The sequence below is a fragment of the Nocardioides sp. URHA0020 genome, assembly GCF_000620705.1.
In the GTDB taxonomy this organism is placed as follows: Bacteria; Actinomycetota; Actinomycetes; order Propionibacteriales; family Nocardioidaceae; genus Nocardioides.
Window position 1 is genome coordinate 485,288 of the sequence record NZ_KK211167.1, and the last position, 25,424, is coordinate 510,711.

24 protein-coding genes are annotated in these 25,424 nt (G+C 72.3%); 13 read left to right on the forward strand and 11 right to left on the reverse strand.

Going from position 1 to position 25,424, the window contains the following annotated elements; translation table 11 throughout:
* Positions 1-85 precede the first annotated feature (85 nt).
* Positions 86-1,555, reverse strand: a complete 1,470-nt coding sequence (locus N542_RS24470; RefSeq protein WP_051551613.1) for an aromatic amino acid lyase — start codon at positions 1,553-1,555, stop codon at positions 86-88.
* 146 nt (positions 1,556-1,701) lie between these two features.
* Here N542_RS24470 and N542_RS0111005 point away from each other — a divergent pair, with 146 nt between their 5' ends.
* From N542_RS0111005 to N542_RS0111020, 4 genes are all read left to right on the forward strand, one after another.
* A complete protein-coding gene (locus N542_RS0111005) occupies positions 1,702-2,748 on the forward strand; it encodes an ABC transporter ATP-binding protein (protein WP_028643954.1) in 1,047 nt (348 codons plus the stop codon).
* A gap of 1 nt (position 2,749) precedes the next feature.
* Positions 2,750-3,418: an ABC transporter permease gene (locus N542_RS0111010; RefSeq protein ID WP_331279584.1), complete on the forward strand. Its 669-nt coding sequence runs from the start codon at positions 2,750-2,752 to the stop codon at positions 3,416-3,418.
* Positions 3,415-4,170, forward strand: a complete 756-nt coding sequence (locus N542_RS0111015; RefSeq protein ID WP_028643956.1) for an ABC transporter permease — start codon at positions 3,415-3,417, stop codon at positions 4,168-4,170. Before N542_RS0111010 ends, N542_RS0111015 begins: the two co-directional genes overlap by 4 nt.
* A 148-nt stretch (positions 4,171-4,318) precedes the next feature.
* Positions 4,319-5,212 (forward strand): ABC transporter substrate-binding protein, encoded by an 894-nt coding sequence (locus N542_RS0111020; protein WP_231482599.1) that lies wholly within the window; start codon positions 4,319-4,321, stop codon positions 5,210-5,212.
* A gap of 55 nt (positions 5,213-5,267) precedes the next feature.
* On the opposite strand, the gene N542_RS0111025 is transcribed toward N542_RS0111020, so the two are convergent.
* Positions 5,268-6,041, reverse strand: a complete 774-nt coding sequence (locus N542_RS0111025) for a hypothetical protein (protein WP_028643958.1) — start codon at positions 6,039-6,041, stop codon at positions 5,268-5,270.
* Positions 6,042-6,181: 140 nt separating this feature from the next.
* Between N542_RS0111025 and N542_RS24475 the strand changes: the two genes are divergently transcribed.
* Genes N542_RS24475 through N542_RS0111045 form a run of 4 tightly spaced genes read left to right on the forward strand, consistent with a single transcriptional unit; the run spans position 6,182 to position 9,826 of the window.
* The gene (locus N542_RS24475; RefSeq protein WP_051551614.1) at positions 6,182-7,192 is read left to right on the forward strand and encodes a M48 family metallopeptidase; all 1,011 of its coding nucleotides are present in this window, start codon (positions 6,182-6,184) and stop codon (positions 7,190-7,192) included.
* 38 nt (positions 7,193-7,230) lie between these two features.
* Positions 7,231-8,706, forward strand: coding sequence for an amino acid permease (locus N542_RS0111035; protein WP_028643959.1), 1,476 nt, complete (start codon positions 7,231-7,233; stop codon positions 8,704-8,706).
* Entirely contained in the window at positions 8,703-9,578 is an 876-nt protein-coding gene (locus N542_RS0111040) for a universal stress protein (RefSeq protein ID WP_028643960.1), read from the forward strand. The genes N542_RS0111035 and N542_RS0111040 overlap by 4 nt, the downstream gene beginning before the upstream one ends.
* Entirely contained in the window at positions 9,575-9,826 is a 252-nt protein-coding gene (locus N542_RS0111045; protein ID WP_231482600.1) for a peptide methionine sulfoxide reductase, read from the forward strand. The genes N542_RS0111040 and N542_RS0111045 overlap by 4 nt, the downstream gene beginning before the upstream one ends.
* A 6-nt stretch (positions 9,827-9,832) precedes the next feature.
* On the opposite strand, the gene dtd is transcribed toward N542_RS0111045, so the two are convergent.
* From dtd to N542_RS0111085, 8 genes are all read right to left on the reverse strand, one after another.
* Positions 9,833-10,264, reverse strand: coding sequence for a D-aminoacyl-tRNA deacylase (gene dtd / locus N542_RS0111050; protein WP_028643962.1), 432 nt, complete (start codon positions 10,262-10,264; stop codon positions 9,833-9,835).
* A gap of 13 nt (positions 10,265-10,277) precedes the next feature.
* Complete coding sequence (locus N542_RS0111055) at positions 10,278-11,144, reverse strand: HpcH/HpaI aldolase/citrate lyase family protein (protein WP_036507317.1); 867 nt, start codon at positions 11,142-11,144, stop codon at positions 10,278-10,280.
* 2 nt (positions 11,145-11,146) lie between these two features.
* The gene (locus N542_RS0111060) at positions 11,147-12,232 is read right to left on the reverse strand and encodes an HpcH/HpaI aldolase/citrate lyase family protein (protein WP_028643964.1); all 1,086 of its coding nucleotides are present in this window, start codon (positions 12,230-12,232) and stop codon (positions 11,147-11,149) included.
* A 52-nt stretch (positions 12,233-12,284) separates the two neighbouring features.
* Complete coding sequence (locus N542_RS0111065; protein WP_028643965.1) at positions 12,285-13,130, reverse strand: 3-hydroxybutyryl-CoA dehydrogenase; 846 nt, start codon at positions 13,128-13,130, stop codon at positions 12,285-12,287.
* Positions 13,131-13,157: 27 nt separating this feature from the next.
* Positions 13,158-13,694 (reverse strand): J-domain-containing protein, encoded by a 537-nt coding sequence (locus N542_RS0111070; RefSeq protein WP_028643966.1) that lies wholly within the window; start codon positions 13,692-13,694, stop codon positions 13,158-13,160.
* 27 nt (positions 13,695-13,721) lie between these two features.
* A complete protein-coding gene (locus N542_RS0111075; RefSeq protein WP_051551615.1) occupies positions 13,722-15,185 on the reverse strand; it encodes an MFS transporter in 1,464 nt (487 codons plus the stop codon).
* Complete coding sequence (locus N542_RS0111080; protein ID WP_036507321.1) at positions 15,182-16,519, reverse strand: M20/M25/M40 family metallo-hydrolase; 1,338 nt, start codon at positions 16,517-16,519, stop codon at positions 15,182-15,184. Before N542_RS0111080 ends, N542_RS0111075 begins: the two co-directional genes overlap by 4 nt.
* A 75-nt stretch (positions 16,520-16,594) precedes the next feature.
* Complete coding sequence (locus N542_RS0111085; RefSeq protein ID WP_028643969.1) at positions 16,595-17,221, reverse strand: nitroreductase family protein; 627 nt, start codon at positions 17,219-17,221, stop codon at positions 16,595-16,597.
* Between the two features lie 34 nt (positions 17,222-17,255).
* On the opposite strand from N542_RS0111085, the gene N542_RS0111090 reads away from it, so the two are divergent.
* The 3 genes from N542_RS0111090 to hutI are packed head-to-tail and all read left to right on the forward strand — an operon-like array spanning position 17,256 to position 20,961.
* Positions 17,256-18,443: an allantoate amidohydrolase gene (locus tag N542_RS0111090; protein WP_231482601.1), complete on the forward strand. Its 1,188-nt coding sequence runs from the start codon at positions 17,256-17,258 to the stop codon at positions 18,441-18,443.
* Positions 18,440-19,801 carry a formimidoylglutamate deiminase gene (locus N542_RS0111095; protein ID WP_028643971.1) on the forward strand — a complete coding sequence of 454 codons (1,362 nt, stop codon included), beginning with the start codon at positions 18,440-18,442 and terminating at the stop codon, positions 19,799-19,801. The genes N542_RS0111090 and N542_RS0111095 overlap by 4 nt, the downstream gene beginning before the upstream one ends.
* Positions 19,798-20,961, forward strand: a complete 1,164-nt coding sequence (hutI, locus tag N542_RS0111100; RefSeq protein WP_028643972.1) for an imidazolonepropionase — start codon at positions 19,798-19,800, stop codon at positions 20,959-20,961. Before N542_RS0111095 ends, hutI begins: the two co-directional genes overlap by 4 nt.
* Here the strand turns inward: hutI and N542_RS0111105 are convergent.
* Complete coding sequence (locus N542_RS0111105) at positions 20,958-21,992, reverse strand: zinc-binding metallopeptidase family protein (RefSeq protein WP_036507559.1); 1,035 nt, start codon at positions 21,990-21,992, stop codon at positions 20,958-20,960. The two genes, hutI and N542_RS0111105, sit on opposite strands and share 4 nt — an antisense overlap.
* Before the next feature lie 136 nt (positions 21,993-22,128).
* Here N542_RS0111105 and N542_RS27510 point away from each other — a divergent pair, with 136 nt between their 5' ends.
* Both N542_RS27510 and N542_RS28285 read left to right on the forward strand, forming a co-directional pair.
* Positions 22,129-22,278 carry a hypothetical protein gene (locus N542_RS27510; protein WP_155992984.1) on the forward strand — a complete coding sequence of 50 codons (150 nt, stop codon included), beginning with the start codon at positions 22,129-22,131 and terminating at the stop codon, positions 22,276-22,278.
* A 54-nt stretch (positions 22,279-22,332) separates the two neighbouring features.
* Complete coding sequence (locus N542_RS28285; protein ID WP_197025930.1) at positions 22,333-25,272, forward strand: helix-turn-helix transcriptional regulator; 2,940 nt, start codon at positions 22,333-22,335, stop codon at positions 25,270-25,272.
* Positions 25,273-25,424 lie beyond the last annotated feature (152 nt).

The following is a 25,424-nucleotide window of genomic DNA, read 5'->3' on the forward strand; positions in this document are numbered from 1 at the left end:
GGGTTTCGAGGCTCGGCGCTGGCGCGCCTCGCACCTCAACCAGCGGAGGTCGGCGCTGGCGCGCCTCGCACCTCAACCAGCGGGGTCAGTCGGTGATGCCTGCAGTCGCGCGGACGAGGGACGAGGCGGCCTCGAGCTCGGCGCCCACGATGTGGTCGGGGCGGACGTCGGGGAGGGCCGCGTCGGCGCGGGCGAAGAGCTCGCTGGCGGGGCAGTCGGCGAGCCGGCTGGGGTCGAGGCGCAGCGCGCGGACGGCGGCGACCAGCTCGCAGGCCAGCAGGTCGGGCAGCAGGTCGAGGAGCTGGTGGGTGTCCCACGCCGCCTGGGTGGAGTGGCTGGCGTGCTCCTCGACGCCGAGCGAGACGACGGTGTGGCCGCCCGTCACGGGGGTCGCGGCCGAGCGGACCTGGGAGAGCAGGTCGGCGGCGACGTACTCGACGATCATCAGGCCGGAGCTGCCCTGCGGGCCGGCGGCGAGGAAGGCCGGCAGACCCGTCAGGCGGGGGTCGAGCAGCGCGCCGAGGCGGGCGGTGAGCAGCGAGAGGACCGGCACGGCGGTCGCGCGCACGGCGTCCAGGGTCGCGGCGATCCGCTGCGTGAGGAACTGACCGTGGTGCAGCGCGGTGCCGTCGACGGCGAGCGGGTTCTCGCCGGCCGCGCCGATCTCGGCGGCCAGGGCGAGCTCGGCGATCGTGAGCGCCTCCTCCCACGGGGCGTGCACCTGCGGGACGGCGCGCAGCCCGAACGGGTCCTGCAGCCGGACCGCCTCCCGCTCCGGCCCGGCGAGCAGCGCGGTGAGGCGGGAGGCGACGCCGACGGCGTACGGGTCGTCCTTGGCGGCGTGCACCCGAGGGTCGTAGGCCTGGAGCGATCCGCGCAGCGCCAGGTGCGACAGGGCGGCCACCTGCTCGGTCGTGCGCGCCAGGGCGGCCAGCCCGGTGACGGCGATGGAGCCCACGGTCGCGGTCAGGGCGTTGCTGCTGGCGAAGGCCAGCGCATCGCCCTCGGCGACCGGCGTGGGCGCGGTGGCCCCGCTGCGCCACGGCAGCTCACCGACCAGCGTCAGCCCCAGCTGGGCGAGCACCGTGAGGTCACCGGTGCCGATCCCGCCGTACGCGTGCAGGCGAGGCACGCTCCCGGCCTCGAGCGCGGACGCCAGCGCCTCGACCAGCGCCGGCTCGACCCCCGAACCGCCGCGCAGCAGCTGGTGGAGCCGGACGAGCATGGTGCCGCGGGCCACCTCGTCGCCCAGCTCGGGCCCGAACCCGCCGGCGTGGCTGCGCCACAGTCTGAGCGCGTGGCTGCCGTTGTCGGCGCCGTCTGGTTCGATCGAGACATGGCGCAGCGCTCCCACGCCGGTGGTGAGGCCGTAGACGGCACCGTCCTGCTGGGCGGCGTCCAGGTCCGCACGCGCCCGACGCACCCCGACGAGCGCGTCGCCGCCGTACGCGTCGAGCGACACCTCGATCCCGGAGGTCCGCGGGGAGCGGGCGTACGCCGCGACGTCGGCCGGCCGCAGGCCCGGGTCGGCGACGTGCCGCGTGGGGGACGTCATGGACGCATCCTATTCAGCGGACCGACAAAGTCGAATAACCTCATTCACATAGACTCCTTTGCCATGGCACCGTTTCGCCCACGACTCGTCCGAGCACGCTGGGTACGCCGCACGACGCGGATCAGCACCTGGGCAGGAGGACACCGGTGATCGAGTTCGACGACGTGACGAAGAGGTACCCGGACGGCACGGTCGCCGTCGGGGGCCTGTCGCTGACCATCCCTACTGGCGGCATCACCGTGCTGGTGGGTCCGTCCGGGTGCGGCAAGACCACCTCGCTGCGGATGATCAACCGGATGATCGACCCCACGTCGGGGACGATCCGCATCGACGGCGAGGACGTGCTGAAGCAGGACCCCGCCCTGCTGCGCCGCTCGATCGGCTACGTCATCCAGCACGCCGGGCTCTTCCCGCACCGCACCGTGGTCGACAACGTCGCCACGGTCCCGGTGCTCAACGGCGTGCCGCGCAAGCAGGCCCGGGCCCGGGCCTACGAGCTGCTGGAGCGGGTCGGTCTGACCGCCGGCATGGCCGACCGCTACCCGGTGCAGCTGTCCGGCGGCCAGCAGCAGCGCGTCGGCGTGGCCCGAGCGCTCGCGGCCGATCCGCCGGTGATGCTGATGGACGAGCCGTTCTCGGCCGTCGACCCGGTCGTGCGCGAGGGCCTGCAGCAGGAATTCCTGCGCCTGCAGGGCGAGCTGGGCAAGACCATCGTGATGGTCACCCACGACATCGACGAGGCGATCAAGCTCGGCGACCACGTCGCGGTCTTCGCCGAGGGCGGCCGTCTGGCCCAGCTCTCGACGCCCGAGGAGCTGCTGTCCAAGCCCGCCGACGACTTCGTGGCCGGGTTCGTCGGCCGCGACCGTGGCTACCGTGGCCTGTCCTTCGCCGGCTCGGCCGACCTCGCCGTCGAGCCGGTCACCACGGAGGTCGAGGGGCTGCGACTCTCGCTCGACGACGCCGGGCGCCCGCTGGGGTGGACCGGGTCGGGCGCCCTGCTCCCCACCGAGGGCAGCTTCCACCTCGGCGACAGCCTGCGCGTGGTGACCGACCTGACCCTGCTCTCGCCGGCCGGAGCCGCGGTCCGCGTCGACGCCGAGGGCCGGGCCGACGGGATCGTGCGTCAGGGCGCCCTGGCGGCGTACGTCCGCGAACGCCAGCTCGGCCGGCTGGGGTCGACGGGGTCCTGACGTGAACTTCATCGACGAGGTGCGCACCTACCTCGACATCAACCACGAGGCGGTCGTCCAGTCGCTGGTCGACCACATCTGGCTCGCCCTGCTGCCGGTGGCCATCGCGTTCGTGCTCTCGCTGCCGATCGGCTGGCTCGTGGTGCGCTTCGGCTGGGTCCGGCATCCGGTGCTGACGCTGAGCAGCGTCATCTACACCGTCCCGTCGCTGGCGCTGCTGCTCCTGCTGCCCGGCATCCTGCACACCAGCGTCCTCGACCCGCTCAACGTCGTGGTCGCGCTCTCGCTCTACAGCCTCGCGCTGCTGGTGCGCACCGTCGTCGACGGCCTGGAGTCGATCGACGACCAGGTCGTGCAGTCCGCTACCGCGATGGGCTACCGGCCGACCCGGCGGTGGTTCACCGTCGAGCTCCCGCTGGCGCTGCCCGTCATCCTGTCGGGCCTGCGAGTCGCCACGGTGGCCAACATCAGCATGGTCACGGTCGCCGCGCTGATCGGGATCGGCGGTCTCGGGCAGCTCTTCACCCGAGGCTTCCAGCTGGGCTTCTACGCGCCGCCGATCGCCATCGGCCTGGTCCTGTGCGTGCTGCTGGCCCTCGTCGCCGACACGGCGATCGTGCTGGTCCAGCGGCTGCTGACTCCCTGGACCCGGGCGGAGGACGCCCGATGAACGCCGACACCTTTGACTTCCTCTTCGACGGTGCCAACTGGGCCTGGAGCAGCTACGACAGCTTCCCGCACCGGATCCTCGAGCACCTGCAGTACTCCGCGATCGCGCTGGTGATCGCCTTCGTCATCGCGTTCCCGATCGGGTTGCTGATCGGGCACACCAACCGTGGCTCGTTCGTCGCGATCAACATCGGCAACGCCGGGCGGGCGCTTCCGACCCTCGGCGTGCTGATGCTGGTGCTCGTGCTGGTGGGCACCGGCCTGGTGCCGGTGACCGTGGCGCTGGTCATCCTGGCGGTCCCGCCGATCCTGACGACGACGTACGCCGGGATCCGCTCGGTCTCGGGTGCGACCGTCGACGCGGCTCGTGGGATCGGGATGCGGGAGCGGCAGATCGTCACCAGCGTGGAGCTGCCCATCGCCCTGCCGATCATCTTCGGCGGCGTCCGCAACGCGGCGCTCCAGGTGATCTCGACCGCCACGATCGCTGCGTACGTCGGGCTGGGCGGGCTCGGTCGCTACCTCTTCGACGGCCTCGCCCTGTCGGACTACCCCCGGGTCGTCGCGGGGTCGGTCCTGGTCGCGGTGCTGGCCGTCGCGGTCGACCTGCTGATCGGCCTGGTCCAGCGCCTGGTGGTCTCGCCCGGCGTGGACGGTCGGGCGAGCAAGGGCCGGCGTCGCCGCAGCACCCCCTCGGGTGCGGCCGCGACCGCCGTGCACTCCCTCGAGGAGGTGTCCCAGGCGCCGCGGTAGATCGGGCCCCGCGCGCCCGCACGAGAACTCGCTCCACCTGCACGACTCCAGCACGAACCCAGCACGACCCATTCAGAAGTGCCTTGACCGAGAGGTGAAAACCCCTATGTTCCGCAAGCGTTCCACCGCACTGATCAGCATCGCCGCCGTGGCAGCAGCGTTCGCGCTCGCCGGCTGCGGCTCCGACTCCGACTCCGGCAGCGACCCGCTCTCCTCGGGCGGAGGCGACAAGAGCGCGATCGTGATCGGCTCGGCCAACTTCCCCGAGAGCGAGCTGCTCATGCAGCTCTACGCCCAGACGCTCAAGGCCGCGGGCGCCAAGGTCGAGACCAAGCCCAACATCGGTGCTCGTGAGATCTACATGAAGGCGTTCACCTCCGGTGACATCGACCTGCTGCCGGAGTACAACGGTGCCCTGCTCTCCTACCTCTCGCCCGACGGGGTCCCGGAGGGCGTGACGTCGCCCGACGACGTCTACGCCGCGCTCCAGAAGGTGCTGCCGAAGGGCAGCGAGACGCTGCCGCAGTCGGCCGCCGAGGACAAGGACACCCTGACGGTCACCAAGGAGACCGCCGACAAGTACAGCCTGTCGACGATCGAGGACCTGCAGCCCGTCGCCGGCAAGCTCACCGTCGGCGCCGGCCCGGAGTGGCGCGAGCGCTACCAGGGTCTGGTCGGCCTCAAGGACCTCTACGACGTGAAGTTCAAGGAGTTCAAGCCGCTCGACTCCGGTGGCCCGCTGACCGTCGCCGCGATCAAGGACGGCAGCATCGACGTCGGCAACGTCTTCTCGACCGACTCGGCGATCACGACCAACGGCTGGGTCGTCCTCGGTGACCCGAAGAACCTCTACACCTCGCAGAACATCGTCCCGCTGATCCAGTCGGACAAGGTGACCCCCGAGGTCACCGACGCGCTCAACGCCCTCTCGAAGGCGCTGACCACGGAGAACCTCACCGAGGCCCTCGCCAAGGTGCAGGTCGACAAGCAGGACCCGGTCACCGTGGCCGGTGACTTCCTCAAGGCCAACGGCCTGAGCTGACCCACCTCGACGGCATGGCCGGCGCGATCGCGCCGGCCATGCCGTTCGTCGTACGTCAGCGGCAGGCGTCCCCCGAGCCGGTGCTGACGCACGACTTCCGCGCGGCGCTGTGTCGCGCCGACGGGATGCTGGCCAGGCCGTGGGACAGCACCGTCACGGAGCCGACCCCGGGCGTGCCCGAGATCGCGCTGCCCCCGTTGCTCCCCGAGGTGCACCCGCCCACCAGGGCCAGCGTGTGGTCACCCGCCGCGATCACGTCCGCGGTCACGCCGGTGAGGTGGATCGCGGGGAACCCGTTGTAGTCGAAGGTGATGCTCACGGCCTCGCCGAGCTGCAGCGAGCTCGAGACGATCGGGGCACCGTCCAGCCGCAGCCACCAGCGCACGAAGTTCGAGGTCGTGCAGTCGAGCTGCCCGGCGCCGGTGAAGTCGACGAGCAGGCGCCCCGCCCGCGTGGTGGTGAAGGTCGTGGTGGACGTCGCGACCCCGGCCGTCGGCAGCGTGGGAGCGCCGCCGAGCGGGACGATCTGGTTGACCTGCGCCTTGGTCAGGTAGGCGGACCCGACCTTCCCGGCGAGCTTCCGGGCGTTCGGGGCGTTGGCGATGATGTTGTCGGGCAGGCGCCCGGTGCGCTTGCTCGTGGCGACCAGCTTGCCCTTGCGCGCCTTGATGCTGGCCGAGGCGCTGACGGCGTGCTTGTGGTCGACGGTGTGGGCGTTGACCGCCCGGGCGAGGGCAGGACCGCCGGCGAAGCCGACGGACATGATCAGCGCGGATGCCGCCAGCACGATGGCGACCCGGTTCCCCGTGCGGGGTGAGTTGGTGGGCATCTGGCCACGGTGCGCCGCAGAACCCTCGGGTGGCATCGCCTGAACGGGCTAGTTCGGTGGCAGGTACGCCGCGCCGCCCGCGCGTGGTGCGAGCGCCGGTTCCGCCACCCGACGCCTCGGGGATCCCTACAGTGAACCCCGTGAGCCAGCAGCCGGCCCGCCCGCGGGCGACCCTGAGTGACATCAGCTCCCGCGCGTGGGAGCACCCCGCCGACCAGGGGGCGCTGGTCGCGCTACGCAAGCTCAAGGGCTTCGACTCCCTGCTCAAGGCGATCTCGGGGATGTTCAACGAGCGCGCCGTGCGGCTGGTCTTCCTCGGCTCGGCGATCCGCGCCGACGAGCGGCAGTTCCCGCGGCTGCACCGGATCCTGGGCGAGGTCGGTCGCACGCTCGACGCCCCGGAGCTGCCCGAGCTGTACGTCGTGGCCAACCCCGTCCCGGGTGCGCTCACCATCGGCATGAACAAGCCCTTCATCGTGCTCAACTCGGGCCTCGTCGACCTGCTCGACGACGAGGAGCTGCGCTTCGCCGTCGCCCACGAGCTCGGCCACGCGATGAGCGGGCACGCGGTCTACCAGACGATGCTGCAGCGGCTGCTGCAGTTCAGCGGGGTGCTGACCGCGATCCCCCTGACCGGGCTGGGCATCCGGGCGATCGTCGCCGCGCTCTACGAGTGGTCGCGCAAGTCCGAGCTGTCCGCCGACCGGGCCGGGCTGCTCGCGACCCAGGACCCGGCGACGGCCTTCCGGGTGCACATGAAGCTCGCCAGCGGCGGTCACCTCGACGACCTCGACCCGACGTCGTTCTTCGCGCAGGGTCAGGAGTACGACGACGCCGACCTCCGCGACTCCGTGCTCAAGCTGCTGCTCGTCGAGAACCGGTCGCACCCGTTCCTCGTCGTCCGGGCCACCGAGCTGCGGCGCTGGGTCGACTCGGGTGACTACACCGCGATCCTGACCGGCACCTACCCGAAGCGTCAGGACGACGACCAGGCCAAGCTGTCCGACGCGGCCAAGGCGGCCGCGCGCAGCTACTCCGAGAGCTTCAAGCAGAGCCAGGACGCGGTCGGCAAGATGGTGCACGAGGTGGCCGGCGTGCTGGGCAGCGTGAAGCTGTGGCTGGACGACACCTTCCGCAAGGGCGAAGACTGAGCAGTTCAGGAACGTCCCTGCCCGGGTAGGAGACCGCCATGAGCGTTGACGCCGGACCCAGACCGACCCTCGGCCAGCAGCTCGTACGACGCAAGCCGATCAGGCGCCAGAGCGAGCCGCACGACGGCCCGGACCTCAAGCGCAGCTTCGGCACCTTCCAGCTGATGATGTTCGGCGTTGGCGCGACCGTCGGCACCGGCATCTTCTTCGTGCTCCAGGAGGCCGTGCCCGACAGCGGCCCGGCGGTGATCATCTCGTTCCTGGTGGCCGGTCTCGGCGCGGGGCTGTCCGCGCTGTGCTACGCCGAGGTCGCCAGCGCGATCCCGGTCAGCGGCTCGACGTACTCCTACGCCTACCACGCGCTCGGCGAGCTGGTCGCGATGGTGATCGCGGCCTGCGTCCTGCTCGAGTACGGCGTCTCGAGTGCCGCGGTCGCGGTCGGCTGGAGCGGCTACTTCAACGAGCTGCTCGACAACCTCTTCGGCTTCTCGCTGCCCGACGCGCTGTCCTACTCGCCGATCCCGTACGAGGACAACACCACCGGGCTGATCAACCTGCCCGCCGTGGTGCTCGTGATGATGTGCATGGTGCTGCTGATCCGGGGCGCCAGCGAGTCGGCCCGGGTCAACACGGTGATGGTGCTGATCAAGCTCGGCGTGCTGCTGATGTTCGTGGTGATCGGCCTGACCGCGTGGAACGGCGACCACTTCGACGGCTTCTGGGACAAGGGCGCCGCCGGCATCTCCGCGGCCGCCGCGACCATCTTCTTCTCGTTCATCGGCCTGGACGCGGTGTCGACCGCGGGGGAGGAGGTGCGCGACCCGCAGAAGGCGCTGCCCCGCGCCATCATGGGCGCGCTCGCTGTGGTGGTCACCGTCTACGTGCTGGTGGCGATCGCCGGTCTGTCGGCCCAGCCGGCGTCGGAGTTCTCCGACCCCGACCAGCAGGACGCCGGTCTCTCGGTGATCCTGGAGAACGTGACGGGCCACGCCGCGTGGGGCACCGTGCTCGCCGCCGGCGCGGTGATCTCGATCTTCTCGGTGACGCTGGTGACCCTCTACGGCCAGACCCGGATCCTCTTCGCGATCGGCCGCGACGGGATGCTGCCGGAGAGGTTCTCCTCGGTGAACCCGCGCACGCTGACGCCGACCTTCAACACCGTCGTGGTCGCGATCGTGGTCGCGCTGATCGGCGGGTTCGTCCCGGCCGACTACCTGTGGGACACCGTGTCGATCGGCACCCTGATGGCCTTCATCGTGGTCGCGCTGGGCGTGATGGTGCTGCGCCGCACGCAGCCCGACCTCGAGCGTCCCTTCCGGGTGCCGCTCTTCCCGGTCACCCCGTTGCTGACGATCGCGGTCTGCATCTACATCCTGTCCGGGCTGGCGGCGATCACCTGGCTGATCTTCGGTTGCTGGCTCGCGGTGGTGCTGGCCTTCTACTTCGCCTGGGGCCGGCGCCACGCCGCGCTCAACCGCGGCGTCGTCGCGGACACGGAGATCCCCGAGTCATGACGATCGTCGTCGGGCACCCCACCCGCACCCACGACCGCGCGGCCATCTCCCTCGGCGCCATGCTCGGCCGCTCGCTCGGCACCGACCTGCTCGTCGTGTCGGTCGTGCCGGCACCGTGGCCGACGCTGGTGGCGGGCAACGTCGACAAGGAGTACGCCGCGTGGTCGCGCGAGGCAGGGGCGAAGGCCGTGGCCGACGCGGAGCGGGTGCTCGGCGAGGTCGCGGCCGACCTGGACACGCGCGCGGTCGCCGTGCCGGGGAGGTCGGTCCCCGTGGCGCTGCTCGAGCAGGCCCGCCTGGTCGACGCCGGCCTCGTGGTCGTGGGCTCGGCCGAGGACGGCGACTGGGACCGGGTGGCGCTCGGCTCGACCGCGGACCACCTCCTGCACACCGCGCACGTGCCGGTCGCCGTGGCGCCCAAGGGGTTCGCCACGCACGCCGTACCCCGCTTCGGCAGGGCCACCTGCGCCTTCCGCGCCGACCGCAGCTCGCAGGACGTGCTGCGCCGGACCACCGAGATCTGCACCGAGGCCGGGGCCGCCGTGCGGATCGCCACCTTCGGCGTCCTGGGCAAGACCATGTACCCGCCCGAGGTCCGGGGCGAGCAGGACGTCCTCGACTCCTTCGTCGAGCAGGCCGAGCGGGCGCTGGCCACGGCGGCCGCGGCCACCGGTCTGCGCGAGGTCGACCACGTCGTCGCGACCGGGCGGGACTGGGCCCAGGCGGTCAGCCGGCTCGAGTGGCGCCACGACGACGTGCTGGTCCTCGGGTCGTCCCCGCGCGGCATGTTGGCCCGGGTCTTCGTGGGGTCGCACGCGAGCCGGATCATCCGGCACAGCCCCGTGCCCGTCGTGGTCGTGCCGGAGACGTGAGCTCGCTGCGCGCCCTGGTCGAGCGGGTGCCGGACGGCTGGTCGGAGGCGTCGTACGCCGGTCGCCGCTACGGCGTCACGAAGGTGGCGCGCGCCGACGGCCGGGCGATCTCGGTCTACGCCGAGGAGCTCGGCGGCACCGACGTGGTCAGCACCAACGTCTACGTCACCGGCGGCAGTGAGGAGCTCCGACCCTGCGAGATGCCGGCTGCGAAGGTGCTGGCCTTCCTGCGGGACGCCACGTTCTGACGCTCGTCAGCGGGGGCTGTCGAGCACCAGCGTGATCGGCCCGTCGTTGACCGAGACGACCTGCATGTCGGCGCCGAAGGCGCCGGTCTCCACGTGGGCACCGAGCGCGCGCAGCGAGGCGCAGACCGCGTCGTAGAGGGGCTCGGAGACGGGCCCGGGCGCGGCGGCCTGCCACGTGGGACGCCGACCCTTGCGGGCGTCGCCGTACAGCGTGAACTGGCTGACGACGAGCACCGGCGCCGCGACGTCGGAGGCGGACCGCTCCTCGCGCAGGAGGCGCAGGTCCCAGATCTTGCGAGCCATCCAGGCGACGTCGGCGGCAGCGTCGTCGTGCGTGACGCCGAGGTAGACCAGCAGCCCGGGGCCCTCGATCGCGCCGACGGTGGCACCGTCGACGGTGACCTGCGCACCGAGGACGCGCTGGACGACGGCGCGCATCAGCTCCGCTCCGTCACGGCGCGAGGGCCTGGACGGCTTCGTGGATGCTGAGCGTGCGCCGGGCGGACTCGACGTGGAGGCTCTCGACCATCCGCCCGCGGTAGGTGACCACACCGGACCCGCGACCGTCCTCGAACGCCTGGATCAGTCCACGTGCCTCCTCGACCGCCTGCTCGCTCGGCGCGAAGGCGGCGTTGGCGCCCTCGACCTGACCGGGGTGGATCAGCGTCTTGCCGTCGAAGCCCATCTGGCGGCCCTGCTCGCACTCGGCCAGGAAGCCGTCGACGTCCTTCACGTCGTTGTAGACGCCGTCGAGGATCGAGATGCCGGCGGCACGGGCGGCGAGCAGCGCCGTGTGCAGGCTGGGGACGATCGGGGCTCGGCCGGGCACGTGCTCGGCGTACAGCTCCTTGACCAGGTCGTTGGTGCCCATCACGAGGCAGCTCAACCGGTCCGAGGCGCGAGCGATGCTCAGCACGTCGAGGACGGCGACCGGGGTCTCGATCATCGCCCAGAGCCGGGTGTGGGCCGGGGCGCCGTACGCCGTCAGGGAGTCGACGAGCCGGACGACCTCGGCGGCGCTGTCGACCTTGGGCACGACGACCGCGGCCGGACCGGCCTGGGCGGCGGCGCGGAGGTCGTCGTCGTGCCACTCGGTGCCGATGCCGTTGACGCGGATGGTGAGCGTCCGGCGGCCGTACTCGCCGCTCGACACGGCCGCCGCGGCGGACTCGCGAGCAGCGGGCTTGGCGTCGGGGGCGACGGCGTCCTCGAGGTCGAGGATCACGGCGTCGACCGGCAAGGTCTTGGCCTTCTCGAGAGCCTTGGCGTTGGAGCTCGGCATGTAGAGCACGCTGCGCAGCGGGGTGAAGTCGCTCATGCTCAGGCCTCCTCGATGGCGTCGTACGCCTTCTTCAGCTCGGGGTCGATCGCCGCGAGCTGCTCGGCGAGCTCCACCATCACCAGGCACTGCTTGAGGGAGGCGTCATCCTCCATCTTGCCGTCGAGCATCACCGCGCCCGTGCCGTCGCCCATCGCGGCGGCGACCCGACGAGCGTGGGCGACGTCCTCGACGCTCGGGCTGAAGACCCGGTTGGCGATCGCGATCTGCTTCGGGTGCAGGCTCCAGGTGCCGACGCAGCCGAGCAGGAAGGCGTTGCGGAACTGGTCCTCGCAGGCGACCACGTCGGCGATGTCACCGAACGGTCCGTAGTAGGGGTAGATGCCGTGCATGGCGCACGCGTCGACCATCCGGGCGATCGTGTAGTGCCACAGGTCCTGCTGGTACGTCGCGCGCGCGGCGTCGTAGTCGGTGACGTCGAGCTCGTTCTTGGGCGGGTCCTGGCGCACGAGGTAGCCGGGGTGGCCTCCTCCGACGCGGGTGGTCTTCATCCGGCGGTCGGCGGCGAGGTCGGCCGGGCCCAGGCTGAGGCCCTGCATGCGCGGGCTGGCGCCGCAGATCTCCTCCACGTTGGCGACGCCGCGAGCGGTCTCCAGGATCGCGTGCACCAGGATCGGCCGGGTCAGCCCTGCCTTGGCCTCGAGCTGGGCGAGCAGGCGGTCGACGTAGTGGATGTCCTCGGCGCCCTGGACCTTCGGCACCATGATCACGTCGAGCTTGTCGCCGATCGCGGGCACCAGCGTGGTGAGGTCGTCGAGGGCCCACGGGCTGTCGAGCGAGTTGATCCGCGTCCACAGCTGGGTGGGGCCGAACGAGGTCTCCGTCGCGATCTTCACGAGACCCTCGCGGGCGGCGACCTTGTTGTCGGCCTTCACCGCGTCCTCGAGGTTGCCGAGCAGGACGTCGACGGTGCCGACCATGTCCGGGATCTTCGCCGCCATCTTGAGGTTGCTCGGGTCGAAGAAGTGGATGGCCCGGCTCGGGCGCGCCGGGATCTCCGTCAGGGGCGTCGGGGCCCCCACGGCCAGGGGTCGGAAGAAGTCCTTCGGGCTCTGGGATCCGCTCATGTGGCGGAACGTAGCAGCGGACTGCTACTCGCCGGTATGACCGATCTGACAATCACCCGTAGGTGTAGAACCCGCGCCCGGTCTTGCGTCCGAGCAGGCCCGCGTCGACCATCCGGTTGAGCAGCGGCGGCGCGGCGTACAGCGGCTCCTTGAACTCCTCGTACAGCGACTCGGCGACCGCCTTGGTCGTGTCGAGGCCGATCAGGTCGGCCAGCGCGAGCGGGCCCTGGGGGTGCGCCGCACCGAGCACCAGCCCGCGGTCGATGTCCTCGGCGGAGGCGAAGCCCGACTCGAACATCCGGATCGCGGAGAGGATGAAGGGGATCAGCAGTGCGTTGACCACGAAGCCGGCACGGTCCTGGCAGTCGATCGCCTGCTTGCCCAGTGACCCCTCCACCCAGGCGCGCGAGCGCGCGGTGGTGTCGGGCGAGGTCAGCAGCGACGGGACGAGCTCGACGAGCTGGAGCACCGGCACCGGGTTGAAGAAGTGGATGCCGATGACCTGGGTCGGGCGCGTGGTGACGACGCCGAGCTTCATGATCGGGATCGACGACGTGTTGGAGGCGAGGATCGCGTCCGGGGCCGCCACGATCCGGTCGAGCTCCTTGAACAGGGCGACCTTGGCCGCCTCGTCCTCCACGATCGCCTCGACGACGATGTCGCGGTCGGCGGCGGCGCCCAGGTCGGTCTCCACCCGGATCAGCCCCAGCACGTCGGACGCGGAGTCGATCTTGCCCTTCGCCTCGGCGCGCTGCAACGACTTCTCCAGGCGGCCGAGCGCGGCCTTCCCGGCCTCCTCGTTGGACTCGATCACGATGACGTCGTGCCCGGCGCGGGCGCTCACCTCGGCGATCCCCGACCCCATCAGGCCACCGCCGACCACTGCCACGTTCTCCATGTGTCTCCCTCTCAGGGCCGCTGGCCGTCAGCGTCGATTCCACCAGTGCCGGCGTCGGGGTGGCACGGCGGGCTCGCTCCGGGGCACGCGGCGGGCGGCCTGGCGCTCCCGCCAGGCCTCGACGGTCGCCTCGACGTCGCGCGGCATGGTGATCAGCGGCGGCCCTGCCGAGAGGGAGTACCGGGCCCGGATCACCCGCTCGTTGAAGTCCTCCACCTCGCGGCGCACCTCGCGCTCGACGTTGATGGTGTCGAGCCGGGCGTCGAGCTCGGCGTCCTCCTTGCGCAGCGCGATGCTGGGCGGGAGCACGGCGATCCGCTCGCGCTCGACCAGCTTCTTGAGCCACCAGTCCGGGTCGTGCTCGCCGCCGAGGCCCTCGATCGGCTTGCCGGCGCCGGGCAGGTTGTCGAACTCGCCCCGCTCCATCGCCTGGCGGACCTGGAGGTCGACCCAGGTGTGCTGGTGCTGCATCCGCGCGGCCGCGGCGGCCCGGTCGGCCTCGCGGCTGCGCGGCTCGGGCTGGTCCTCAGGCCGGTCCTGCGGCTGGTTCTCCGGCTGGGGCATCGGGCATCACCTCCTGCCCGATCGAGTCTACGGAACGAGCGGAAGCGCCTCGGCCGGGTCCTCGGCGACCTGCCTCGGCATCATCAGCAGCGCGCCGGCGGCGACCAGCGCGGCCACGGCGCAGACGGTCCACACGGTGAGGTACCCCGACAGCGGCGCGTGGCCCTCGGTCGGGTCGTCGATCGACCCGGTGGCCGACAGGGCGATGGCGAAGATCGCGGAGGCGATCGCGCCGCCGATCGTCTTCGTCGCGTTCGTCATGCCGGTGGCGAAGCCGGTGCGCTCCGGCGGTGCGGCGGCCGCCGCCATCGCGGGCAGGGCGGCGACCAGGGCGCCCGACCCGAGCCCGGCGACCGCCATGTTGATCAACGCCTGCCAGGTCTCGTGGTGGAAGGGCAGCCACAGCGCGTACCCGACGGCGACCAGGACCGACGACAGCACCAGGGCGTTGCGCGGGCCGAGGAGCCGCGCCGTCAGCGGCAGCGTGAAGGCGCCGATCGCGAGGAAGATGACGTAGACGCCGATGAGGGCCGAGACGAAGCTCGCGTCCGCGCCCAGCCCGTAGCCGGCGACCTCGGGGTCGGTGCGCGCGAAGGTCGACAGCGGGATCTGGGCCCCGAGCACCGACATGCCGAAGAGGAAGGCGGTCAGCTGCACCGGCCACTGGCCGGGCGTGCCCAGCAGGCGTACGTCGATGATCGGCTCGGCCTGGCCGAGCTCGTAGCGGCCGAAGAGGTAGAGCACCACCAGGCCCAGCACGATCAGCGCCCAGGGCAGCGCGCTGCCCGGTCCGTCGAGGCGGATGGCGATCAGGCCACCCATCACCAGGGCGATCGAGGAGGTGACCAGCACCAGGCCGCCGACGTCGATGCCGCCGGTGGCGGTGCCGCCGAGGTCCTCGATGCCGAACCAGATCACGATGAGGCACAGCGTGACCGCGATCGCCGGCAGCATGAGCAGCACCGTCATCGAGGTGGCCGTGACCAGCGCGCCACTGGTGACCGCCCCGATGATCACGGCCAGCTCGAGGGCGCCCACCAGGATCGCGGCGGAGCGGCGGGTGAGGTGGTGCTGGCGGCCGGTGCCCGCCGTACGCCGGTGGATGATCGCGACCTCGAGCGGCAGCCACACGACGTACGCGCCCTGGAGCGCGGAGCCGATGAGGAAGGTCGTGAACGACGGCGCGAACGCCATCACCCACGATCCGAGCGCGGTGATCGCGGTCGAGAGGAGGAGCACCTTCTTGTGGCCGACGAGGTCGCCCATCCGGGCCAGCGGGGGCACGACGAGCGCGGCGACGATCAGCTGGGCGGCCTCGAACCAGTTGACGTCCGCGTCGGCGATGTCGAGATGGTCGGCGATGTCGCTGAAGATCGGGGTGTAGTAGCCCTGCAGGATGCCGCTGGCCAGCTCCACGCAGACGAGGAACCCGACGATCGCGAAGAGCCCCTTGGTCCTCGGGTCGTTCGCGACGCTCAGGGGTGAGCTCATGCGGGGATCCTCTCGATCAGGCGTCGGTACCAGCGGACGCCGTCGATGAGGGCGTCGACCCCGAGGTGCTCGTCGTACGAATGGATCGACTCGCGTTGCGCCTTGGTCATCCGGAAGGGTGCGAACCGGTAGACCCGGGAGCAGATCTCGGTGAAGAACCGCGAGTCGGTGGCCGCCATCATGACGTACGGGGTCGCGATCGCGTCGGGGAAGATCTCGGTGATCGTGGACTCGATGAGGGCGAAGGCGCCGTCGTCGTGCAGCGGGTCGTACGGCGAGATCGGGCTCGGCTCGTTGGCCTCGACGACCGTGACCTGCACCTGCTCGTCGTCGATGGTCCGGCGGACGTGCTCGAGGACGCCGGCCACGGTGTCGCCGATCATGATCCGGATGTTGACGCCGGCGCGGGCGGTCGAGGCGATCACGTTGAGCGCGGGGGACCCGGAGAGCGTCGTGACGGCGAACGTCGTACGGGCCATGGCGGCCGTCTCGGGTCCGGCCGCGACCAGGGCGCGGGTGAGGACCGGTCGCAGCCGGCCCGCGTTGGCCATCAGCGGGCGCAGCGCCCGCGGGGCGTGCGGAGCCATCCGGCGGAACAGCTCGACCGTCGGGTCCGGGACACTGGCCGACATCGGGCTGCGGTCGAGCCGTGCGATCGCCTTGGCCAGCCGGACCGTGGGGCCGTTGCGCGCCGGGGTCGACGCGTGCCCGCCGCGACCGTCGACCCGCAGCTCGAGCGAGGTGATGCCCTTCTCGGTCACACCGACGACCCCCACCGGGGCCGCCACCCCCGGGAACGCCTCGGCGGCGATCGCGCCACCCTCGTCGACCACGAACCACGGGGCCACGCCGCGCCGGCGCAGCTCCTCGACGGCGAGCACGGCGGAGCTGCCGGACACCTCCTCGTTGCAGCCGAAGGAGAGCCAGACGTCCTGGGCGGGCCGGAAGTCGGCGTCGAGCAGCGCCTCGACGGCCGCGCAGATGGCGACCAGCTCGCCCTTGTCATCGAGCGTCCCGCGGCCCCAGATCGCACCGTCGTGGATCTCGGCGCCGAAGGGCGGGTGCTGCCAGGGCGCGTCCTCCTCGACGGGGACGACGTCGAGGTGGGCCATCAGCACGACCGGGCGCTCGGCGCTGCGCCCGGCCCAGTGGAAGAGCAGGCCGTGGGTGTCGACCCGGGTCAGCTCGAGCCGCTCGTGGAGGAGCGGGAACTGCCGCTCGAGCTCGGCGACGAACTCGTCGAAGACCGCGACGTCGACCAGGTCCGGATCGCGGTGCGACACGGTGGGGATGCGGACCAGGGCCTGGAGCTGGGCGACGACGGGATCGATCACGCGAGCACCCTAATCGCGGAGATCGGGTCTCGGATGCGAGACCCCGGCCGGGTGTGGCTCGTTGACCGGACGCCGTTACGCCGATGGACTGGTCGGGTGTCCCCAGCGTCCGCGATGCACCACGTCGGCCACCGGCTTGCGTGCTCGCCGGGCGGGGGAGCCCTTCGCGCCCACGCCGGCGGCCGGATGACCGATCGTCACCACGCCGACCGGGTCGAAGTTGGCCGGGATCTCGAACGCCGACCGCACGGCCGTCTCCTTGTCCGGCGGGATGCCGATGAAGCAGGAGCCGAGACCGGCGTCGGTCGCGGTCTGCAGGATCAGCAGCGCGGCCATCGCGGTGTCCATGTCCCAGAACGGCTTCGGCCAGCGCGCCTCGTCCTGGTCGGTCCAGCCCTTGTCGCCCTCGGCGTACCGGCTCAGGTACGCCGCCTTGCTCGAGCACGGCAGGATCACCACCGGCGCCTTCATCATCCCGCTCAGCCACTCGTCCGGCCGGTCGATGTCGTCGGCGGCCGCGACCCAGAAGCGTCGTACGTCGTCGGGGGTGTCCAGCACCAGGAACGCCCAGCCCTGGCTGAAGCCGGCGTTGGGCGCGCGCGTCGCGTTGTGCAGCGCGAGGTCGACGACCGCGGGGTCGACGGCCTCGGTCGAGTAGTTGCGGACCATCTTGCGGCGGCGGACGACGTCTTGGAACTCCATGTGGCCCAGTATTCAACGCAGGATGAGGAGTCCCGTGCCTGACGACTTCGAGCGGATGTGGGGAGACCTGGCCCCGGTGGGCCGGTCGGCCTCGTCCGGCGGCTACTTCCGGCAGCCCTTCACCTCCCCGGAGCGCGAGCTGCACGCGTGGTTCGGGGAGCAGTGCACCGCGCGGGGACTGCGGATCGAGAGCGACGACTTCGGCAACGTGGTCGGCTGGTGGGACATCCGGTCCGACGACCCTGCGGTGCTGACCGGCTCCCACCTCGACTCCGTGCTCGACGGCGGCGCGTACGACGGCCCCCTCGGTGTCGTCTCCGCGCTGGCCGCGATCGACCTGATGCGCGCCCGCGGCGTCGTACCGTCGCGGTCGCTGGGGGTCTCGGTCTTCGTGGAGGAGGAGGGCTCGCGGTTCGGGCTGGCCTGCCTCGGCTCGCGGCTCGCCGCGGGGGCGATCTCCTGGGACGTGGCGCGGTCCCTGACCGACCGCGACGGCGTGGCGCTGGGCGACGTCGTGGCCGGCGGCACGTCGTCGCTGCTGGCCGGCGTGGGCACGTTCGTGGAGCTGCACGTCGAGCAGGGCCGCGACCTGGTGGACCGGGGCACGGCGATCGGGGTGGCGAGCGAGATCTGGCCGCACGGGCGCTACCGCTTCGACTTCACGGGAGCGGCCAACCATGCCGGCACCACGCGGATGGAGGACCGCGCCGACCCGATGCTGACCTATGCCCTGACCGTGCTCGCGGCCAACGAGCAGGCGCGTTTGGCCGGCCATCGGGCGACCTTCGGCCGGGTGTCGGTCGAGCCCAACGGGACCAACGCCGTGCCGTCGAAGGTGACGGGCTGGCTCGATGCCCGCTGTGCCACCGACGCGGGGCTGGCCGAGCTGGTGGCCGCGATCGAGCGGCAGGCGGCCGAGCGGACCGAGGTCGACGGCACCTCGCTGCGGCTGACCGCGGAGTCGGTGTCGGGCTCCGTGGCCTTCGACCCTGCGCTGGCGGCGGCCGTCGCTGCGGACCACGAGGGCGGCGACTGGCCGATCATCGCGACCCAGGCCGGCCACGACGCCGGGATCCTGTCCGCGGCCGGGATCCCGACCGCGATGCTCTTCGTGCGCAACCCCACCGGCATCTCCCACTCGCCCGACGAGCACGCGTCGATCGCCGACTGCCTGGTCGGGGTCTCCGCGCTGGCCGACACGCTCGAGAGGCTGACCCGGTGACCTCGGCGCACCGCTCGGCGTACCTCTTGGAGCGCGCCTGGGTCGACGGTGCCGTGCTCGACGACGTGCTCGTGGAGATCGAGGACGGTCGGTTCACCGCCGTCACGCCGGGAACCTCACGCCCGGACGACAAAGCTTCGTCGTCCCAGCGTGAGTTTCATCGGCCGGCCGATGAAACTCACCGCCTCCCCGGCCTCACCCTCCCCGGCCTGGCGAACTGCCACAGCCACGCCTTCCACCGCGCGCTGCGCGGGCGCACCCAGCGCGAGCGCGGCACGTTCTGGACCTGGCGCGAGCAGATGTACGGCGTCGCCGGGCGGCTCGACCCGGACAGCTACTTCGAGCTGGCCCGAGCGACCTACCGCGAGATGGCCGCGGCCGGGATCACGTCGGTGGGGGAGTTCCACTACCTGCACCACCAGCCCGACGGCACGCCGTACGACGACCCCAACGCGATGGGCCACGCCCTGGTCGCGGCCGCCGGCGACGCCGGGATCAGGATCGGTCTGCTGGACACGTGCTACCTCAGCAGCGGCTTCGGCCGGCCGCCCGAGGGCGCGCAGGTCCGCTACAGCGACGGCGACGCGGTTCGCTGGGCCGAGCGCGTCGCCGGTCTGGAGGCCGAGCCGCACGCCGCGATCGGCGCCGCGATCCACTCCGTCCGAGCCGTCCCGCGCGACCAGCTGACCACGGTCGTGGAGGCCGCGGGTGGCGGGCCGCTGCACGTGCACCTCTCGGAGCAGGTCGCGGAGAACGACGCCTGCCTCGCGACGTACGGCGCCACCCCGACCCAGCTGCTCCACGACGCCGGCGCGCTCGGGCCGCGCACCTCCGCGGTGCACGCCACCCACCTGACCGGCGCGGACATCACCCACCTCGGCAGCACGCGGACCCGGGCGTGCTTCTGCCCGACCACCGAGCGCGACCTCGGCGACGGCATCGGCCCGGGTCGGGCCCTCGCGGCGGCCGGAGCCGTGCTGACGCTCGGCTCCGACAGCCACGCGGTCATCGACCTCCTCGAGGAGATGCGCGCCCTCGAGCTCGACGAGCGGCTCGCCACCCAGCAGCGCGGGCACTGGACCGCCGCCGAGCTCCTCGCGGCCGGCACCGCCCACGAGTCGGTCGGGTTCGCCGACGCCGGGGTCATCGCCGTCGGCCGGCGCGCCGACCTGGTCACCCTCGACACGACCAGCACGCGCACCGCCGGGACCGGGGCCGACGAGGCCACCGCCGTCTTCGCCGCCGGCGCTGCCGACGTGACCCACGTGGTCGCCGACGGTCGGGTCATCGCCACGCGCGACGACCACGAGGACATCGGCCGCGAGCTCGCGGCCGCCATCGAGAGGGTGCACCGATGAGCTCCACGCTGCTCACCAACATCGGCGAGCTGGTCACCAACGACCCGGAGGCCGACGACCTGCTCGGCGCGATCGAGCAGGCCGCGCTCGTCATCGAGGGCACCAAGGTCGCCTGGGTCGGCCGCGCCACCGACGCGCCGGACGCCGACGCGCAGGTGGACGTGGGCGGCCGCGTCGTGCTTCCCGGCTTCGTCGACTCCCACTCCCACCTGGTCTTCGCCGGCGACCGGTCGCAGGAGTTCGCCGCCCGGATGACGGGGACGCCGTACGCCGCGGGCGGGATCCGCACCACCGTGGCCGCCACCCGCGCGGCGACCGACGAGCAGCTGACCGCCCACGTCGCGCGGCTCGTCGACGAGATGCGCCGCCAGGGCACCACGACCGTCGAGATCAAGAGCGGCTACGGCCTGAGCGTCCGCGACGAGGCCCGCTCGCTGATGGTCGCACGCCAGTTCACCGAGGAGACGACCTTCCTCGGCGCCCACGTCGTGCCCGCCGACCACGCCGACGACCCCGCGGCGTACGTCGAGCTCGTGACCGGCCCGATGCTCGCCGCCGCCCGGGAGCACGCCCGTTGGATCGACGTCTTCTGCGAGCGCGGTGCCTTCGACGAGGACCAGGCCCGCGCCGTCCTCACCGCCGGTGCCGCGGCCGGCCTGCGCGGCCGGCTGCACGCCAACCAGCTCACCTACGGGCCCGGGGTCCGGCTCGCCGCCGAGCTCGGGCTCGTCGCGGTCGACCACTGCACCTACCTCGCCGACGAGGACGTCGCCGCGCTGCGCGACTCCGGCACCATCGCCACCCTGCTGCCGGGCGTCGAGTTCTCCACCAAGCAGCCCTACCCCGACGCCCGCCGGCTCCTCGACGCCGGCGTGCGCGTCGCCCTCGCCTCGGACTGCAACCCCGGCTCCTGCTTCACCAGCTCGATCCCGCTCTGCATCGCGCTGGCGGTCCGCGAGATGGGGATGACGCCGGCGGAGGCGGTGCACGCCACGACGTACGTCGGCGCGCAGGCCCTCGACCGCGACGACGTCGGCGCGCTCACCGTCGGCAGGCAGGCGGACCTGGTCGTCCTCGACGCCCCGTCACACGTCCACCTCGCGTACCGCCCCGGCGTGCCGCTCGTCGCCGCGACCTGGGCCGGCGGCCGGGTGGTCTAGGACCGCACGCTGCCGATCACCCGGTGGACGAAGGCCAGCTTGCGGGTGACCGGGTCCGGGATCGTGAAGGGGTAGAGGTCGGCGTGACCCATCGCCCGGTTGACCCGGTTGAAGAAGATCGCGAGCACCCGCCAGTCGTCGAGGATCTGGTCGACGGTGCGGTCCCCGTAGTCGAGGCCCGGCTCGACGTCCTCGGTGAGCAGCTGGGGCACCCGGTCGGCCTTCAGCACCAGCCCGGCGGACGCCGCCGTGGCGAGCGTGCCCTGGATGTGCAGGTAGTGGGCGAAGCACTCCGCGAAGTCCTCCCACGGGTGCATGGTCGCGTACTCCGAGATGTACGTCGTCTGCCAGTCCGCGGGCGGTCCCAGGCGGTAGTGCCGGTCCAGGGCGTCGGTGTACGACGCCCGCTCGTCGCCGAAGAGGCGCCGGCAGCTCTCCAGGAGCGTCGCGTCCCCGGCGCTCTCGACCAGGATCCACTCGTAGTAGTGCCCGACCTCGTGCCGGAAGTGGCCCAGCATCGTCCGGTAGGGCTCGCCCAGCCGCACCCGGATCGACTCGCGGTGGTCGGCCAGCGACTCGACCAGGTCGATCGTGATGATGCCGTTGGCGTGCCCGATCAGGACCGGGGTGTTCGCCGTGCGGGAGGAGAGCAGGTCGAAGCCGAGCCCGCCCTCGCGCTCGTGCCAGCCCACGACGGGCAGCCCGATCTCGTCGAGCTGCACCAGCAGGCGGCGCAGGTCGACGGCGGTGTCGGCGAGCTTCTCCCACGCCATCGTGTCGTCGGCGTCGGGCTGGCGCCGGATGAGCCGGCAGGCGGCGCAGCGTCCGCTGCCCTCGTCGTCGGCCAGCAGCCAGTTGCAGCCCCAGCCCCGGTTGGAGCAGGCGACCCAGGTGCGGCCGTTGATCGGGACTCCGGCCGGGCGGACCTCCGACATCGTGGTCGACGGCGCGTGGAAGCCCAGCGGGGTCAGGCACTGCGCACACTCGAGGGCCTCGAAGAACGCGACGCTGCGACACGTGGGGCAGGTCATCAGGCGCACGCCGTACAACCTAGGGCCCCGCGCGCCTAAGACGCGGCGACCACCTCAGATACGGCACCTGCCCGATGTGCGGGGCTACCTCAGGCGACCAGTCTCGACTCATCACCGAGGAGCTGAGGAGCCCACCATGTACGACAACATCATCGGCCGCGACTACGTCCAGGCCCAGCTCGACTACCGCCGCGACCGGATCCGGGGGGAGCTCGCCGGCCGCCGGCGCCGCTCGATCATCCGGCGCGGATCCGCCGGGGAGAGCAGATCCGGCACGGTTCGCTGACGGCTCGCCGCAATGGGAGCGCACACCGCAACAGAAAACGGGATCATGGTCGACGTGGCACACACGAGTCGGACCCTGGTCGGGCGGGACGCCGAGCTGACGGAGATAGCCTCGTCGCTCGGCGTCGGTCCGTCCGGGGACGGTACGACGGAGCCGGTCGGCGTGGTCCTGCTCTCCGGCGACGCCGGCGTCGGCAAGACCCGGCTGCTGGTCGAGCTGCGCGACCTCGCCTTCGTCGAGGGCTGGCAGGTCTTCGCCGGCCACTGCCTCGACTTCGGCGACAGCGCGCTGCCGTACCTCCCCTTCTCCGAGGTGCTGGGCCGCCTCGCCGCCGACCTGCCCGACGTCGTCGACCGGGTCGCCGCGCAGTACCCCGCCCTGGCTCGCCTCCAGCCCGGCCGCCGGGTGATGGGCGGCGACGACCGCGACTCCGAGCAGGCCTCCGCGCTCGACCGGACCGATCTCTTCCAGGCCTTCCACGTGCTGCTCGAGACCGCCGCCGAGCAGGCGCCGGTGCTCCTCGTCATCGAGGACGCCCACTGGGCGGACCAGTCGACGCGCGACCTCCTCAGCTTCCTCTTCTCGCGCCCCTTCAACGGCCCCGTCGCGGTGGTCGCCTCCTACCGCTCCGACGACCTCCACCGACGACACCCGCTGCGCCGCCAGGTGGCCGAGTGGTCCCGCTTCCGCGGCGTCCACCGGGTCGCGCTGTCCCCGCTGCCCGAGGACGCCGTACGCGCCCTGATCGCCGAGCTGATGCCCGAGGGCCTGGCCGAGGCGGAGCTGGCCGACATCGTCGACCGGGCCGAGGGCAACGCGTTCTTCGTCGAGGAGCTCACCAGCGCCGCCGCCGGTCCCGGCCGGTGGGTGCCGGCCGACCTCGCCGACGTGCTCCTCGTGCGCCTCGACCGGCTCGACGACACCGCCCGCCAGGTGGTCCGCGCCGCCAGCGCCTCGGGGCGCAAGGTCTCCCACGACATGCTGGCCGCCTCCTCCGGGCTCGCGGACGGGGAGCTCGACGAGGGGCTGCGCAAGGCCGTCGAGATGAACATCCTGGTCGCCAGTGACGGCCGCTACACCTTCCGGCACGCCCTGCTCGGGGAGGCCGTGTACGACGACCTGCTGCCCGGCGAGCGTGTCCGCCTGCACGCGCAGTACGTCGCCGCGCTCCAGTCGGGAGCGGCCCGCGGGACCGCCGCGGAGCTGGCGCGGCACGCGCGGCTGGCGATGGACCTCGACGCCGCGTTGTCGGCCAGCATCCAGGCGGGGCACGAGGCGCGGGCGGTCGGTGGGCCCGACGAGGCGGCGTACCACTACCAGCAGGCGCTCGAGCTGCTCGCCGACGGCCGGCGCACGCACGCCGTCGACGTCGACCTCGCCGAGCTGGTCGTCAACGCCGCCGAGTCGCTGAGCGCCAGCGGCGACCCCCAGCGCGCGGTCGCCCTGCTGCGCGAGCAGCTGGACCGGCTCCCTGCCGACGCCCCGCCGGCCGGACGGTCGCGGATGCTGACCTCTCGCGCCGGCATCCTGATCGTGGTCGACACCGACGAGGACCCGGTCGAGGTCTCGGCCGAGGCGCTCGCGCTGGCCCCCGACGACGAGAACCCCCTGCGCGCGCGAGCGCTGACCACCCACGCCCGCGTGCTCGCGGGCATGGGCCGGTACGACGAGGCGCAGGCGGTCGGGATGGAGGCGCTCGCGCTGTGCGAGCGGCTCAACCTCAGCCGGCTCGCCTCCGAGGCGATCACCACCCTGAGCGGGCTGAAGAAGGCCGGCCCCAAGGAGGGACTGCGCTCGGCGCTGGTCGACGCCGTGTCCCGGGCCGAGGAGGCCGACGCCGTCCAGGCCGAGCTGCGCGGTCGCTTCCTGCTGGGGCGCTCCTTCGAGGACTGGGCCGAGTTCGACGAGGCGGAGAGGTGGTTCCGCAGCGCCATCGAGCGGGGAGCCGCCGCGGGGCTGCCGTTCGCGCCGTACGCCTTCGAGTCACGGGTGCAGCTCACCTGGATCCGGATGGTGCGCGGCGGCTGGGACGACGTGCTCAGCCTCACCGACCTCCGCCAGGAGTCACCGCCGCCGATCCCGCGCGCCATCCTCGACGCGCTGCGGATGACCGTCGAGCAGGGGCAGGGCGCCGACGTCGCCGCGGCCGCGCGCAAGCTGCGGCGCTTCTGGTCGCGCGAGGGGGCGGTGGCGGTCCACTCGGCCGCGCTCGAGATGGTGCAGGCGGGCCGCCGCGGCGACGCGGCCGCGGCGGTGCAGGTGTACGACGACGTGGTCGCGGTGCTCGGCGTGCTGTGGCACGAGTGGTTCAGCGCCCGGATCCGGTTCGGGGCGATCGCGGTCGGTGCGGTCGCCCGGACGATGTCGTCGCTCTCCGCGGCCGAGCGCGCGGCGTACCTCACCCGCGTCGAGGAGATCGCCAACGACGGTGACGTCGTGGTCCAGCGCTACTCCGACCCCTCGGGCCACTGGGGCCCGGAGGGGCGGGCCTGGAAGAAGCGGCTCGACGCCGAGACACTGCGGGTGCGCTGGCTCGCCGGGATCGACGCGCCGCCCCAGGACGTGCTCGTCGACGCGTGGCGCGAGACGGTGGTCTGCTTCCAGGAGTTCGACAACGTGCACGAGCTGGCCGAGGTCCGCACCACCCTGGCCGGCATCCTGCGCGCGACCGGGGACGCCGCCGGCGCCCGCGAGCAGGGCGACCTCGCCCGCGAGGTGGCGCGCCGGCTTGGCGCGCAGCCGCTGCTCGACGAGCTCCGGACGATCGGCTCGGCGCCCGCACGCGGCGACAGCGCGCCCGACGCCCTGACCCCGCGGGAGACCGAGATCCTCACCCTGGTCGCCGACGGCCGCTCCAACGGCGAGATCGCCAAGCAGCTCTTCATCAGCGCCAAGACCGTCTCGGTCCACGTCTCCAACGTGCTGGCCAAGCTCGAGGCCTCCGGCCGCACCGAGGCAGCGGCGATCGCCCGCCGCAAGGGCCTGATCGGCTGAGGCTGCGTACGGCGGTGGTGGTTTCGAGGCTCGGGCCTAGCGGTCCTCACACCTCAACCACCGTCCTGGGCTTGTCGGCGTGCGAGGAGCGGCGTGGGGCGGGCTCTCGGTGGTTGAGGTGCGAGGGGCGGGGTGGGGCGGGCTCTCGGTGG